This window comes from Micromonospora sp. NPDC049679, from assembly GCF_040659735.1.
Taxonomy (GTDB): Bacteria; Actinomycetota; Actinomycetes; order Mycobacteriales; family Micromonosporaceae; genus Micromonospora_I.
The window spans coordinates 94,324-108,033 of the sequence record NZ_JBFANZ010000020.1 but is presented as its reverse complement, the minus strand read 5'-3'; the positions used below and the strand labels follow the sequence as shown (position 1 = coordinate 108,033).

The following is a 13,710-nucleotide window of genomic DNA, read 5'->3' as shown; positions in this document are numbered from 1 at the left end:
CATGGACGAGGAGGAGCAGGACTGGTTCCCGAAGGTCCGCGAGGGGCTCGGCCGCAAGCAACTGCAGGAGATCGGCGCGCGCATGATCGAGCACGATTGGAGATCAAATCGTGTGAATACGTCCTTGATCGACGCACAACTCCTTGATCAGTGGGGGCACCGCGCCCAAGCGGTGTGATCATGAATGATCAGTGGGGTCATAACCCCACGGATCATTCGGGATCACTGGAGACGCGGGCTGCGGGCAACCCACGTCTGATTCAGAAGGGTCGAGACGGGCGCGGGCGGGGCGTTCGACAAGATCTGCGGCGAAGGGCGGTGTTCAGGCCGCGCCCGGCAGGCGTGACCGGGTACCACGGATCAGCCACTGCATGACAGACCGTGACACCACTTCTGGGAAACCTGCCAGGTCAACCCGGGGGTCAATCCCGGGTTGACCTGGCATGTCAGGTTGCCTCCGGCGAGTACCCGCCCCGGCTCGAAGCTGCCTCCGGTACGCCAGCTGTGCGGGGAGTTCGACGTCTCCCGCCCGGTCGTGCGCGCCGCCATCGACTGGCTCAAAGCGAAGGGCCTTCGTGGACGGAGCGCCCGGCGCGGGCGTGTTCGTGCGGGACCAGCACAGTTCGTAGACACGCGATCCAGGCGGGTCATGGCCGGGATGAGCGTGACTCGTCTCGATCACGACGGGGTGTCCCGGTCAATCCGGCGGATAAGTCAGTAGAGGACCGTGATCCGCCGAGCCACCGCGTCGACGCGGGCGGTCCCGCCGATCGGGACGATCAGCTGCGGGTCGGTGTGCCCGATGTCGAGGTCGAAGACGACCACGGCGTTCGGGGCGTACTCGGAGAGAGCGCGGGTGACGGCGGCGCGCTGCGCGGCGACGTACTCCCGTTTCTGCTCCGGCGACAGGCGCTTGTCGAACTCCCACGCCTTCGGCCGCCCGACCAGCACGGCGGGAAAGCCCGCGAGAAGACCGCGCTCCCCCATGTTGCGCAGGATCCGGTAGACCTCGACCGCCGAGGGCAGCTCCTGGGAGGTCTCCATGATGAACACGCAGCCGGCGTACGTCGCGCTCGGCGCGATCCGGCCCGCCTGCAGCAGCCAGGAGAGCACCTCGAGGTTTCCGCCCCAGACCGGTCCCTCGACAACGGCGCGGGGACCGTGCCAACTCCAGCCGCTCGCGGGGAACATGGCGGGTGGCCGGTCGAGCGAGGAAGGGTCGTGCCAGTCGTTCGGCTCGTCGCCGTATTCCGTGGCGGGCGTCAGCTCGTACCAGTCGTCCGTGAAGAGCGCCGCGCGCAGCGAGTCCATCGAGAGCGGGTGGGGCGAGCCGGGGCGGCCGAGGTGCACCAGCACCGAGCCGCCGTGGTAGGCCACGATGCCCAGGTCGAAGAGGTGGGACAGCAGATTGGTGTTGTCCGAGTAGCCGAAGAACGGCTTCGGGTTGGTCCGTAGCACCGCGTCGTCCAGGTGCGGAATGACGGTGACCTCGTCGTTGCCGCCGACGGTGGCGAGCACGGCGGTGATCGACGGGTCGGCGAACGCGGCGTTGATGTCGCGGGCCCGGTCACGCGGGTCGGCGCCCATGATCCGGGTGGTCGGGTATTCGACCGGCTCCAGGCCGAATTCCTCGCGCAGGCGGCGCAGGCCCAGCTCGTGCACGTGGGGAAAGATCGCCGGCAGCCCGGCGGAGGGTGAGAGGACGGCGACCCGGTCCCCCGGTTTCGGCTTGGCCGGATAGCTCCGCTCGGACATGCGCGGCACGCTACCGCCGCCCGCGAGCCGTCCGCACTCGCATTTCCGGCCGGAAAAACCAGCAGCTGAGACGTGGGTCACCAGTCTGACCAGCCCCGGACGGGCCACCGATACGATCGGAGACGTCGGACAGCGCTGTCCTCCGTACCCTTGTAAGGAGCGCCAGGTGAGCGATCTGTCCGACAACGGCACCGAAAACGACGGCCCCGACGCCGCGGTACGCGCCGACATCCGGCGACTGGGCACGCTGCTCGGTCAGACCCTCGCCCGGCAGGAGGGGCGTCCCCTGCTCGATCTGGTCGAGGAGGTACGCGCGCTGGTCCGCTCCGACGCCGAGGCCGCCGCCGGCCGGCTCGCCGCGTTGGACGTCACGACCGGCACCAAGCTGGCCCGGGCCTTCTCCACCTACTTCCACCTGGCCAACATCACTGAGCAGGTGCACCGCGCCCGGGACCTGCGCCGGCAGCGCGCCACCCAGGGCGGCTGGCTGGACCAGGCGGCGAAGCTGATCGCCGAGCGCGGGGTGCCGGCCGAGGAGATCGCGACAGCGGCCCGGCGGCTCGCCGTACGCCCCGTTTTCACCGCCCACCCGACGGAGGCCGCGCGGCGGTCGATCCTGTCGAAGCTGCGCGCCGTCGCCGACGAGCTCGACCTGGAGATGGCCGGCTCGGTGCTGTACGGCGCGACCGACACCGGCCCGACCGACCGCCGTCTGGCCGAGCTGCTCGACCTGCTCTGGCAGACCGACGAGCTGCGGCTGGACCGGCCGGACCCGACCGACGAGGCCCGCAACGCCGTCTACTACCTGCGGGACCTGTACGCGGACGCCGCGCCGCAGGTCCTCGACGACCTCGCCGACACGCTGCGGTCGCTCGGAGTGGAGACCTCACCGACGTCCCGCCCGCTCACCTTCGGCACGTGGATCGGCGGCGACCGCGACGGGAACCCGTTCGTCACCCCGGCCGTGACCCGCGACGTCATGCTGATCCAGCACGAGCACGGCATCCAGGCCACCGAGGCGGCGATGGACGCGCTGATCAGCGAGGTCTCGGTGTCCCGGCGGCTGCGTGGGGTCTCGCTCGACCTGTCGGCCAGTCTCGCCACCGATCTCGACGCGCTGCCCGAGGTGGCGCCCAGGTTCCGGCGGGTCAACGCCGAGGAGCCCTACCGGCTGAAGGCGCGTTGCGTGAAGGCGAAGCTCGCCAACACCCGCAAGCGGCTGGCCGACGGCACCGCGCACGTGCCGGGACGCGACTACCGCGGCTCCGGCGAACTCCTCGCCGACCTGGAGCTGATGCGCGCCTCGCTGGCCCGCAACGCAGGACAACTCACCGCCGTCGGCAAGCTCGCGTCGGCGATCCGCACCGTCTCCGCGTTCGGGCTGCACCTGGCGACGATGGACGTGCGGGAGCACGCCGAGGCGCACCACGCGGTGCTGGCGCAGCTCTACGAGCGGGTCGGTGAGGTCGGCGACTACAAGACGCTGACCCGGACCGACCGCACGAAGCTCCTCGCCGAGGAGCTGACCGGGCGGCGACCGCTGGCCCGGCTCGACACCCCGCTGACCGACGCGGCGCGCAAGACGTTCGACGTGTTCGGCACGATCCGCGACGCGCAGGAGCGGTTCGGCAACGAGGTGATCGAGTCGTACATCATCTCGATGACCATGGGCGTCGACGACGTGCTGGCCGCCGCGGTGCTGGCCCGCGAGGCCGGGCTGATCGACGTGCACAGCTCGCGGGCCCGGATCGGCCTCGTGCCGCTGCTGGAGACCCCGGCCGAGCTCGACGCCGGCGGCGAACTCCTCGACGAACTGCTCTCGCTCCCCGCGTACCGGGCGATCGTCGCGGCCCGCGGCGACGTGCAGGAGGTGATGCTGGGCTACTCCGACTCCAACAAGGAGGCGGGCATCACCACGTCCCAGTGGGCGATCCACCGGGCACAGCGTTCGCTGCGTGACGTGGCGGCCCGGCACGGCGTCCGGCTGCGCCTCTTCCACGGTCGCGGTGGCACGGTCGGCCGGGGTGGCGGGCCGACGCACGAGGCGATCCTGGCCCAGCCGTACGGGACGCTCGACGGCGCGATCAAGGTGACCGAGCAGGGCGAGGTCATCTCCGACAAGTACACCCTGCCGGCGCTCGCCCGGGAAAACCTGGAGCTGACCGTGGCCGCGGTGCTCCAGGCGACGCTCCTGCACACCGCCCCGCGCCAGCCGGAGGAGATGCTGGAGCGCTGGAACTCGGCGATGAACACCGTCTCCGACGCCGCGTTCCGCTCCTACCGGTCGCTGGTCGAAGACCCGGACCTGCCCGAATACTTCTGGGCCTCCACCCCGACGGAGTTGCTCGGCGCGCTCAACATCGGCTCCCGGCCGGCGAAGCGGCCCAACACGGGCGCCGGTCTGGGCGGCCTGCGGGCGATCCCGTGGGTCTTCGGCTGGACGCAGTCGCGGCAGATCGTGCCGGGCTGGTTCGGGGTGGGCTCGGGGCTCGCCGCCGCCCGCGAGGCAGGGCTGTCGGAGGTGCTGGCCGAGATGCACGGCAGTTGGCACTTCTTCCGGACGTTCCTGTCGAACGTGGAGATGATGCTGACCAAGACGGATCTGAGCATCGCGCGGCGCTATGTCGAGACGCTGGTGCCGGGTCCGCTGCAGCCGATCTTCACGAAGATCGAAGAGGAGTACGAGCGGACCGTGCGCGAGATGCTCGCGATCACGGGTGAGCTGGGGCTGCTGGAGAACAACGCGGTGCTGCAGCGGACCCTCGCCGTCCGGGACACCTACCTGGAGCCGTTGCACCACCTCCAGGTGGCGCTGCTGCGGCAGTACCGCGAGTCGGGGCTCGCCGGCCGGGCGATCGCGACCGCGCCGGGCGGGCGCCGGGCACCCGGCGACGGCACCGCGCTGGAGCGGGCGCTGCTGACCACCGTCAACGGCATCGCGGCGGGCATGCGCAACACGGGCTGACGCTCTGCCGGGCGCGACCCGCCGCGCCGTTCAATTCCATCGCTCTGTTTCCCGGAAATTGTGGTCTCGCGGGACGACGAGACCACAATTTCCGGGAAGTTGCGCGATCGTGGTGCGTTTGAGCGACTCACTCGTCGATGGTGACGGTTCCGGCGGCGCCGTCGACCGTGATGAGCTGTCCGGTCTTGATCTTGGCGGTGGCACCTGGCACGCAGATGACGGCGGGGATGCCGTACTCGCGGGCCACCGTCGGGCCGTGCGCCATTGTCGCGCCGGTTTCGGTCACCAGCCCGCCGGCCGTCAGGAACAGCGGCGTCCAGCCGGGATCGGTGGTGGGGGCGACGAGGATCTCGCCGGGCTCGATGTGGGCCGCTGCCGGATCGCGGACCACCCTGGCCGGTCCCGTGACCCGACCCGCGGCCGCTCCCACGCCCCGCAGCGCCCCGTCCTGCGACGGTGCCGGCGGTATGAGGAGCTCGACGTCGGTGCCGTCGGAGAGGAGGGAGACCGGCACGGTCGGGCGGCGCAGCTCCCGGTGGTGCACGGCCTTGCGGGAGGTGACGGTGTCCCGGTGATCGGCACCGTCGTGTACGGCGGTGCGCACCTCGCCGGCGGTCAGGAACATGATGTCGTCGGCGTGCTTCAGCAGCCCGCTCTCGACCAGGTCGGCCCCGATCAGCAGCAACTGCCGGCGCGTTTCGCGGAGCGGGTAGAGCCCGGCGAACTTGCCCGCCTCGCGCAGGCCGGTCAGGGCCCGGGACCGGCGCAGGAAGAACCCGGCGAGCCGGCCGCGGATCGGCCTGCTGCGGCGCGCCCGCCGCACCAGCTCCTCCAGTTTCGCTTCGGCCGTGGCCGCGGCCCGCTCGAACCGTCGATCGGGCGCCTGCTCCGGATCGGTGACCCGCAGATAGTTCGCGATCATGGCGAAGACCGGTGCCGGGTCCTCGTCCCAGCGCGGCACTCCGATGTCGACCTCGGCGACGGCGCGGTGGCCGTAGCTGTCGAGGAACGCCGACAGGCCGATGTCGGGGAGCGCCCCCGCGAGGTATTTCGTGGCGAGTTCGTCCGGCGGGGTGTTCAACAGCAGTTCACGGTGTTCGGTGGCGCGTTCGGCCACCCGCCAGAGCGCCAGGTCCATCTCGATGGTGACGTTGTGCGGCATGCCACTCAGGACGGTGTGGATCTCGGCGTCGCTGGCGATGCCCTTGAGCAGTTGCGGCGGCAGCGCGGCCACGAGAATGCCGGTGACGACCGGCCAGATGATCCTGTCGTACCGCGTGGACGGGTCCTGCGTCTCCACGAAGCTCAGCCGCTCCGCGGCCGTGTTCAGCCCGGCGGGGGCGACAGCCCGACGCTTGAGCTGTTCGATCTCCCGGAACATCCGGACGCGCGCCCTGTCGGGCCGCGCCAGCGCACCCAGAATCCCGGCCGCCGCCCGGGGAACGGTGCGCAGCGTCGAGGTGAGCGCGGCGCTCGTGCGGGCCGGGTTGCCGGGCTGCGGTGCGAACCGCGGGTCGGCCAGGACGTGTTCGACCACCGCCTGAGCCCGTGGGCCGAAGTCCACAGCCATGAGCCTGACCACCCTCTTGCGGGTCGACCTGCTGCGCACCAGATCGGTCAGATCGCCGTAGAGGCGTCCACCGATGTCGACGATCTCCACCTTGATGCCGAAGGAAGCGAACATGCCCGCGAGCATCGTCTTCAGCGTGGACATCCCCATCGGGGTGACCGGCTGAAGCATCCCCTGTACGTGGCCGAACTCCAGGTAGATGCGGGGAAGCGGCCGGCCGGTGTCCGGCGGGAGGGGGAACAGTGTGGTGATCGGCCGGGACTGCAGCAGCCACAGTGCGCCGTCGTGGTCGATCGCCCATTCGATGTCCTGCGGGCGACCGAAGTGGTCCTGGAGCCGTTCCCCGACCCGCTGCAGCTCGTCCAACTGTGCCCGCGTCAGGCAGCCCTTGTCGTCGTGCTGCGTTCCGGTGAGGACGTAGTGGTCGGCCACGACGGTGCCGTCGACCACGGCGGTGCCGAGACCCGGGGCGGCGTCGACCACCATCTCGGTACGGCAGCCGGTGACCGCGTTCGCGGTGAACATCACCCCGGCGACCGTGGGGTCGATCATGCGCTGCACGACGACCGCCATCCGCACGGTCTCGTGCGCGATGTTGTTCGCCTCGCGATAGGCGATGGCCCGCTCGGTGTGCAGGGAGTCCCAACACCTACGGATGGCGTCGAGGAGTTGCTCCGTGCCGGTGACGTTGAGGAAGGTGTCCTGCTGTCCGGCGAAACTGGCGTGCGGCAGGTCCTCGGCGGTCGCGCTGGAGCGCACGGCCACCAGGCCACCGCCGAGTCGCTCGTACGCCGCGACGACCTCCGTCTCCGGTATCGCCCCGAGCTGGTTGGCGGTGGTGGTCAGGCAGAACCCCTCCGGCACCCGCTCGCCGAGCTTGATCATCTCGCCGAGCCCGGCGGCCTTGCCGCCCACCAGATCCACCATGCCGGCGGCTGTGTCGCGCAACGCGATGACGTGCATCCCGGACTCCCCTCGTTGCAATACGACCGAAATGTATTGCCACGGATCCGCTATGTCAATACGACTGCAATGTAAAGTGACGGGATGCCCAGGAAGGTGGACCACCAGGCGCGGCGGAAGCAACTCGCGGACGCCCTGATGCGGCTTGCCGCGACCGAGGGCCTGGAGGCCGTCAGCCTCCGGCACGTGGCGGCCGAGGCCGGGGTGTCGACCGGCATGGTGCAGCACTACTTCCGCACCAAGGACGAGATGATGACCTTCGCCCTGGAGATGGTCATGAACAACGTCGAGGCGCGGGCGACCGCCGCGGTCACGGCGTGCGGGCCAGGGGCCTCGCCCGGACACCTCGTCCGCACGCTGCTGATGCAGACCCTGCCGCTGGACGAGACCCGGCGACTCGAAGGCCACGTGCTCCTCGCGTTCCTCGCCTACGCCGCCGTCAAGCCGGCCATCGCCGAGGGGCTGCGGGAGAGCGCCAGCCAGATGCGGGCGTTCCTCGCCGATCAGATCAGGGCGGCGCAGGCGACAAGGGGCACACCCCTGCGGATCGATCCCGCCGACGCGGCCACGGCACTGCTGGCGCTCGCCGACGGACTCGGCATGCATCTGCTGGGGCGGCACTACTCCCCCGACGAGGCCGTCGCTGCCCTCGACGCACACCTGGCGGTGCTGTTCGGGTCAACGACATCCGCGGAGTAGCGGGATCTTTGCGCGCCCCTCCGCTTCTACCTCAGGTACCGCCGTGCCCAGTCGAGCTGGTCGCACCCGTGGGGTGCGCACTGCGCACGCGCCCGGCGCCCACTGCTCGCCGGGACGCGCGCGATGCAGGTCGACCGTCCGGGTGGCCGCCCAGTACACCCAGGCATCGCTGATCGGCTCACCGTCCATCGCGGTCACGACCCGGCACCGCGCCCGCGATGCTCCTGGCCGGGCGTCATCAGCGGCCCCACGGACGGGTCCACCTTGGTCGGCGCGCCAAATCTGCCGCGCCGCCGGCTTCGAACCGTCCGACGAGGCGTAACACCGGTCAGTCGATCGCCGTGCACTGCGGCACCCGCTGCGCATTCAGCAAAGCGGCCCCGGAGCGGAGATGCCCCGAGGCCGCACCCAGGTCATGACGCTGACCTGGTTGCTGATGACGAGATCTTGCGACGGTCAGCTGGTTTCGCCGGCCATGCTGAACGAGCGCAGCCGGTCGATCGCCAGCACGGTGAAGCCCACCGCGATGATCACGGTCATCGCGATCGACACCGGCACCGAGACCGAGCCGTTCAGCAGCGACGTGGGGGCGAGCCGGTCGGCGAGCGTCACCACGTACTGCTGGATGGAGAGCACCTTCGTCCCCGACACGTAGTTGCCGAGCAGCCCCTCCCAGATCAGCACGTAGACCAGGCCGAGCAGCACCGGCCGCCGGGTCACCAGACTGAGCGCCAGGAAGAACGCGGAGTACGCGATCGCACCGACCGCGCTCGCCGCGGCGAGCGCCAGCCCCAGCCGTACGGAGTGCGCGAGCACCCCGGCGACGTAGAGCGGGATCGCGACGGTGACCGCGGTGACCCCGATCGCGACCGCGAGCTTCGGCAGCACGATCTGCCAGCGGGGCAACGGCTTCGTGAGGATGTGCACGATCGTGCCGTCGTCGATCTCGGAGCCGAGCACGCCGGTCCCGACGATCAGGGCGACGACGGGCAGCACGACGGCGAGGCCGAGGCCGACGAGCACCGGTCCGCCCCAGTGCGTCGGCGACACGCCGGCCCAGCGGGCGAGCACGGCCAGCCCGACGACGAGCAGCGGCAGCGGGAGCAGCAACAGGAACCGGCGGCGGCCGAAGAGCCCGCGGGCGGTCAGCCAGGAAATCGTCGACATCACGCCTCCACCAGGTAGGAGAACACACTCTCCAGGGACTCGTCCGAGGGCAGCAGCCGGCGGACGCGGATGCCGGAGGCGAGAGCGACCTTGGGCAGTGCCCGGGTGAAGCTGCCGTAGTCGCCGGCGCGCACGGTCAGCCCGGTCCGGTCGATCTCCACACCGGTCACGGACGCCTCCGCCATCAGCGCCACGGCGAGCCGCCGGTCGTCGCTTGAGTGCACGGCGAAGACGTGCGGGCGGTTGGTCATCAGCCGCCGGATGGTCCGGAAGTCGCCGGAGGCGGCGAGCCGGCCGGCGACGATCACCTGGACGGTGCCGGAGACCTGCTCCACCTCTTCGAGGATGTGCGAGCTGAACAGGATGGTGCGGCCGGCGTCGCCGAGCCGGTGCAGCAGCTCCATCATGTGCAGCCGCTGCCGCGGGTCCATGCCGTTGAACGGCTCGTCGAGCAGCAGCACCTGCGGGTCGTGCACCAGCGCGGCGGCGACGCGGGTGCGCTGCCGCATCCCCTTGGAGTAGGTGCCGATCCGGCGGTCCTGCGCCGACGTCATCTCGACCAGCTCGATCGCGCGCCGCGCCGCGGCCTCCGCGTCGGGCAGCCGGTGCAGCCGGGCGCTGGCCAGCACGAACTCGTACGCGGTGAGGAAGGTGTGCACCGCCTCGCGCTCGCTGACCAGCCCGAGCCGGCGGTAGACGTCCGGGTTGCGCCAGGTGGGCGCGCCGTCCAGGGTGACCGTGCCCCGGGATGGGGCGAGGAAGCCGGCCATCATGTGCAGCAGCGTGGTCTTGCCGGCGCCGTTGGGGCCGAGCAGCCCGGTGACGCCGGGGCCGAGCGCCATGCTGATGTCGTTGACGGCGACCACGTTGCCGTACCAGCGGGAGACCCCGCTCAGGTCCACAGTCGTCATGCGGAGGCGACCTTCCGGTAGCGGGCCAGCAGCAGCCCGACGCAGGCGACGATCAACAGCAGCGCGGCGGCGCCGTACACGGGGCCGAACCGGCCGACGCCGATCCCGGTGGGGGTGTCGGTGACGAGCCATTCCTCGAAGAGCCACACGCCGACGCCCTGCACGAGGCTGGACGGGGAGGCCAGGCCGGCGAGCCGGTTGACGGTCGTGGACGGCATCACCATCAGCACCCCGACGATCGGCGTGGTCATCAGGAAGACCGCGACCACCCCGCCGGCCGCGAACGCCCGCTTGCCGGTCAGCGACGCCACCAGCAGCCCGATCGACGCGAAGACGACCGCCCAGATCGCGGCGTACGCCAGGCCGGGCAGCAGGTCCAGGACCTCGTCCCAGACCCCGCCCATCCCCTTGTCCGTGGTGAAGGCCGCGCCCGCGAACATCAACAGTTGCGGGCCGCCGAGCAGCAGCCAGACCGCGGTGATCAACGCGGCCAGCTTGGCCAGCACGTAGTCGGCGCGGTGCAACGGCCGGGAGAAGTAGAGCGGGAGCACCCCGCTGCGCAGGTCGCGCGAGACCAGCTCGGGGGCGACCACGGCAACAAAGAAGATCACCAGCCAGCTCATCGCGTCGGCGAACTGCGCGTAGGTGAGCACCACCTCCCCGATCTGGGACCGGACCGCGGCGAGCCCGGCGGCGACCACGGCGACGATCGCGACGATCAGCCACGGGAAGATCTTGGCCTTGGCGCTGCGCCCGAACCCGAACGCGGTCCGCAGCCCGTGCACGTAGAGGGAGCCGGCGACGTAGCGCCGGCCGAGCCGGGCGCCGGCGTACCGCTGGTACCCGATGTCGTGGATGACCCCGGCGGGCGCCGGGGTCGTCGTCTCAGTTGACACTGACGGTCTCCCTCGGGGCGAAGAGCTCGGCCACGCGGTGCCGCCGCTGGTCGAGCCGGTGCAGCGGCAGGTCCAGTTCGGCCACCGCGCGCAGGATCCGGTCGTACGTCTGCTCGTCGGCGAGCGGCACGAGCAGCATCCGGCCGTCGCGTCGTACGGGCAGCCCGAGCTCGGCCAGCCGCGCCGCCAACTCCTCGGTCCCCTCGCTCACCTCGACGGCGAGCACGTCGGTCGCGGTCGTCATCGCCGAGATGTGGTCCGAGCGGAGCAGTCGGCCGCCGTCGATGGCGACCAGCGCGTCGCAGATCCGCTCCACCTCGCCGAGCAGGTGCGAGCAGACCACCACGGAGATGCCGAACTCGGCGCCGATCCGCTGGATCAGCGCGAGCATCGCGTCCCGTCCGGCCGGGTCGAGCCCGTTGGTGGGCTCGTCGAGCAGCAGCAGGTCGGGGTCGTGCACCAGCGCCTGGGCGAGCTTCACCCGCTGCTTCATGCCGGTGGAGTAGCCGCCGATCTGCCGGTAGCGCTCCTCGTAGAGCCCGACGTGACGCAGCGCCTCGGAGGCGCGTTCCCGGGCCACCGTCTTCGGCAGGCCGCTCATCCGCCCCAGATGGGTGACGAACTCGGCGGCGGAGAGGTCGGGCGGGAGGCAGTCGTGCTCCGGCATGTAGCCGACCCGCGCCCGCACCGCCTCGGCGTCGGTCACGGGGTCGAGGTCCAGCACGCGGGCCTGGCCGCTGGTCGGGGCGAGCAGCCCCAACAGAATCTTGATGAAGGTCGACTTTCCGGCGCCGTTGGCGCCGACCAGGCCGACGATGCCCGGTTCGACGCTGAGCGTGAGGTCGGAGAGCGCCGTCACCCGGCCGCCGTACGTTTTCGTCAGCGATTGGGTCGCGATGAGTGTCACGCGCTCAGCGTAGGTACCCGGGGCTCGTCGCGGGATCAGGTGCGACCCTGACGCTCCCCCGATTCCGGTGTCGGTGCCCCCCTGACGGATGGCTCATCGGCGTGCGACTCTGGTCCGGGACACGAGATAGCCGTGGCGCTCTCGACCGATGGACGGTCGGCTGAGAAACTATGTGCCGATCCGCTGTTGGGGGTGCGATGAGCAACGGGTGGGTACTGCCCGACGAAGTGCTGCGTGACGCGCCGGCGTACACGCCGCGACCGTACGAGCTGGCCGACCTTGAGCTGCTCCTGTCCGGCGCCTATACGCCGCTGACCGGCTTTCTGACCCGTGCCGACCTGGCCGCGCTCAACCGGCGGGGTCGACTCGCCGACGGCACGCCCTGGCCGGTGCCGGTGACCCTCGAGGTGCCGACCGAACTCGTCGAACGCTTCGACCTCGCCGACCCGCTGCAGCGGACGCTCGTCCTCACCGACCCGGAGGGCGCCCCGGTCGCCGCGCTGGACGTCGCCGACCTGTGGCCGACCCGCGAGCGGTTCTCCGGGGTCGGGGGCAGCGTCCGTCGGCTCGGCGACGGCGGGCACGGCCCGTTCCGACGGTTGCGGCGCACGCCCGACGAGGTCCGGGCGCTGCTGCCGCCCGGGCGGGTACTCGGCGTGGTCGCCGACCGGCCGCTGCACCGTCCGCAGCTGGCACAGATCGCCCACGCGGCCCGCACCCTCGCCGCGCACCTGCTCATCCTGATCCCGGTCAGCGACATCGGGCCGGACGGACTGCCTCCCGAGGTGCTGGTGCGGGCGGTGTTCGCCGCACGCGACCGGATGCCGCCGGCCACCCTGGTCGCCGTGCCGCTCGTCCGGCGGGGTGACGAGATCCGCGACGCGCTGCTGCGCGCGCGGGTGGCCGCCGCGTACGGCGTGACCCACCTGCTCTCCACCGGTGAGATGCTCTCCGGCGGCGGGCCACGGGTGCTGGTGCCGCGGGAACTCGCCTACGACAACCGCGACGGCCAGTGGCGCTGGCGCGACGACATCCCGCCCCGCAACCGCCGCCTCGCGCTGAGGTCGGAGGAGATCGAGGATCTTCTCGACCGCGGCTTCCCACTGCCGGAGTGGCACACCCCGCCCGCCGTGGCCAAGGAGCTCTCCCGGGCCCGTCCGCCCCGCCGGCACCGTGGCATGGTCGTCTTCTTCACCGGGCTCTCCGGCTCCGGCAAGTCGACGATCGCGCGTGGGGTCGCCGACGCGCTGCGGGAGAGCGGGGACCGGACCGTGACCCTGCTCGACGGCGACGTCGTGCGGCGCGAGCTCTCCGCGGGCCTCGGCTTCAGCCGGACCGACCGTGATCTCAACGTGCGGCGGATCGGCTGGGTGGCCGCCGAGGTCGCCCGGCACCGTGGCCTGGCCATCTGCTGTCCCATCGCGCCCTACGCGAAGGCCCGCGCCGGCGCGCGGGCGATGGCGCGGGCCGCCGGCGCCGGCTTCCTCCTGATCCATGTCGCCACCCCGCTGGAGATCTGCGAGCTGCGCGACCGCAAGGGCCTCTACGCCAAGGCGCGGGCTGGCCAGCTGCGCGGCATGACCGGCATCGACGACCCCTACGAGGAGCCGACCGACGCCGACCTCGTCCTCGACACGACCGACATCAGCGTCGAGGAGGGCGTGCAGCTCGTTCTGCAGCACCTCATCGAGACGGGTTGGGTCGAGCCCCGCCTGCAGCCCGCCTAGTACGGCAGCCGCCATGATCTTAAAAATAGAGGGCAGCCGATACGAAATGTCAAAGAAGCCGCTAAGTCCATCCACGGCCCTTTACGTCGTCATCTTCGGCACTCTTCTGGCAGGCGCAGCTATCTTCGTGCTTCGCGAGCTGGAAGCTCC

10 protein-coding genes are annotated in these 13,710 nt (G+C 71.1%); 4 read left to right on the top strand and 6 right to left on the bottom strand.

All coding sequences use genetic code 11. From position 1 onward, the window contains the following. Positions 1 to 433 precede the first annotated feature (433 nt). Positions 434 to 721 (top strand): GntR family transcriptional regulator, encoded by a 288-nt coding sequence (locus tag AB0J06_RS15630; protein ID WP_357428874.1) that lies wholly within the window; start codon positions 434 to 436, stop codon positions 719 to 721. Here AB0J06_RS15630 and AB0J06_RS15625 read toward each other — a convergent pair. Next, positions 715 to 1,755 carry a S66 peptidase family protein gene (locus AB0J06_RS15625; RefSeq protein WP_357428872.1) on the bottom strand — a complete coding sequence of 347 codons (1,041 nt, stop codon included), beginning with the start codon at positions 1,753 to 1,755 and terminating at the stop codon, positions 715 to 717. The genes AB0J06_RS15630 and AB0J06_RS15625 overlap by 7 nt on opposite strands. Positions 1,756 to 1,930: 175 nt before the next feature. On the opposite strand from AB0J06_RS15625, the gene ppc reads away from it, so the two are divergent. Continuing rightward, the gene (gene ppc / locus AB0J06_RS15620; protein ID WP_357428886.1) at positions 1,931 to 4,720 is read left to right on the top strand and encodes a phosphoenolpyruvate carboxylase; all 2,790 of its coding nucleotides are present in this window, start codon (positions 1,931 to 1,933) and stop codon (positions 4,718 to 4,720) included. Between the two features lie 127 nt (positions 4,721 to 4,847). Here the strand turns inward: ppc and AB0J06_RS15615 are convergent, their stop codons facing one another. After that, positions 4,848 to 7,253, bottom strand: coding sequence for a PEP/pyruvate-binding domain-containing protein (locus AB0J06_RS15615; protein WP_357428870.1), 2,406 nt, complete (start codon positions 7,251 to 7,253; stop codon positions 4,848 to 4,850). Positions 7,254 to 7,337: 84 nt separating this feature from the next. On the opposite strand from AB0J06_RS15615, the gene AB0J06_RS15610 reads away from it, so the two are divergent. Then, complete coding sequence (locus tag AB0J06_RS15610) at positions 7,338 to 7,952, top strand: TetR family transcriptional regulator C-terminal domain-containing protein (protein ID WP_357428868.1); 615 nt, start codon at positions 7,338 to 7,340, stop codon at positions 7,950 to 7,952. Between the two features lie 456 nt (positions 7,953 to 8,408). On the opposite strand, the gene AB0J06_RS15605 is transcribed toward AB0J06_RS15610, so the two are convergent. Genes AB0J06_RS15605 through AB0J06_RS15590 form a run of 4 tightly spaced genes read right to left on the bottom strand, consistent with a single transcriptional unit; the run spans position 8,409 to position 11,833 of the window. Further along, entirely contained in the window at positions 8,409 to 9,119 is a 711-nt protein-coding gene (locus AB0J06_RS15605) for an ABC transporter permease subunit (protein ID WP_357428866.1), read from the bottom strand. Beyond that, on the bottom strand, positions 9,119 to 10,030 hold the full coding sequence (locus AB0J06_RS15600; protein WP_357428864.1) for an ABC transporter ATP-binding protein: 912 nt from the start codon (positions 10,028 to 10,030) through the stop codon (positions 9,119 to 9,121). Before AB0J06_RS15600 ends, AB0J06_RS15605 begins: the two co-directional genes overlap by 1 nt. Further along, complete coding sequence (locus tag AB0J06_RS15595; protein WP_357428862.1) at positions 10,027 to 10,926, bottom strand: ABC transporter permease; 900 nt, start codon at positions 10,924 to 10,926, stop codon at positions 10,027 to 10,029. Before AB0J06_RS15595 ends, AB0J06_RS15600 begins: the two co-directional genes overlap by 4 nt. After that, entirely contained in the window at positions 10,916 to 11,833 is a 918-nt protein-coding gene (locus AB0J06_RS15590; protein WP_357428860.1) for an ABC transporter ATP-binding protein, read from the bottom strand. The genes AB0J06_RS15595 and AB0J06_RS15590 overlap by 11 nt, the downstream gene beginning before the upstream one ends. Before the next feature lie 197 nt (positions 11,834 to 12,030). On the opposite strand from AB0J06_RS15590, the gene cysC reads away from it, so the two are divergent. Further along, complete coding sequence (gene cysC / locus AB0J06_RS15585) at positions 12,031 to 13,560, top strand: adenylyl-sulfate kinase (RefSeq protein ID WP_357428858.1); 1,530 nt, start codon at positions 12,031 to 12,033, stop codon at positions 13,558 to 13,560. The last annotated feature ends 150 nt before the right edge of the window (positions 13,561 to 13,710 follow it).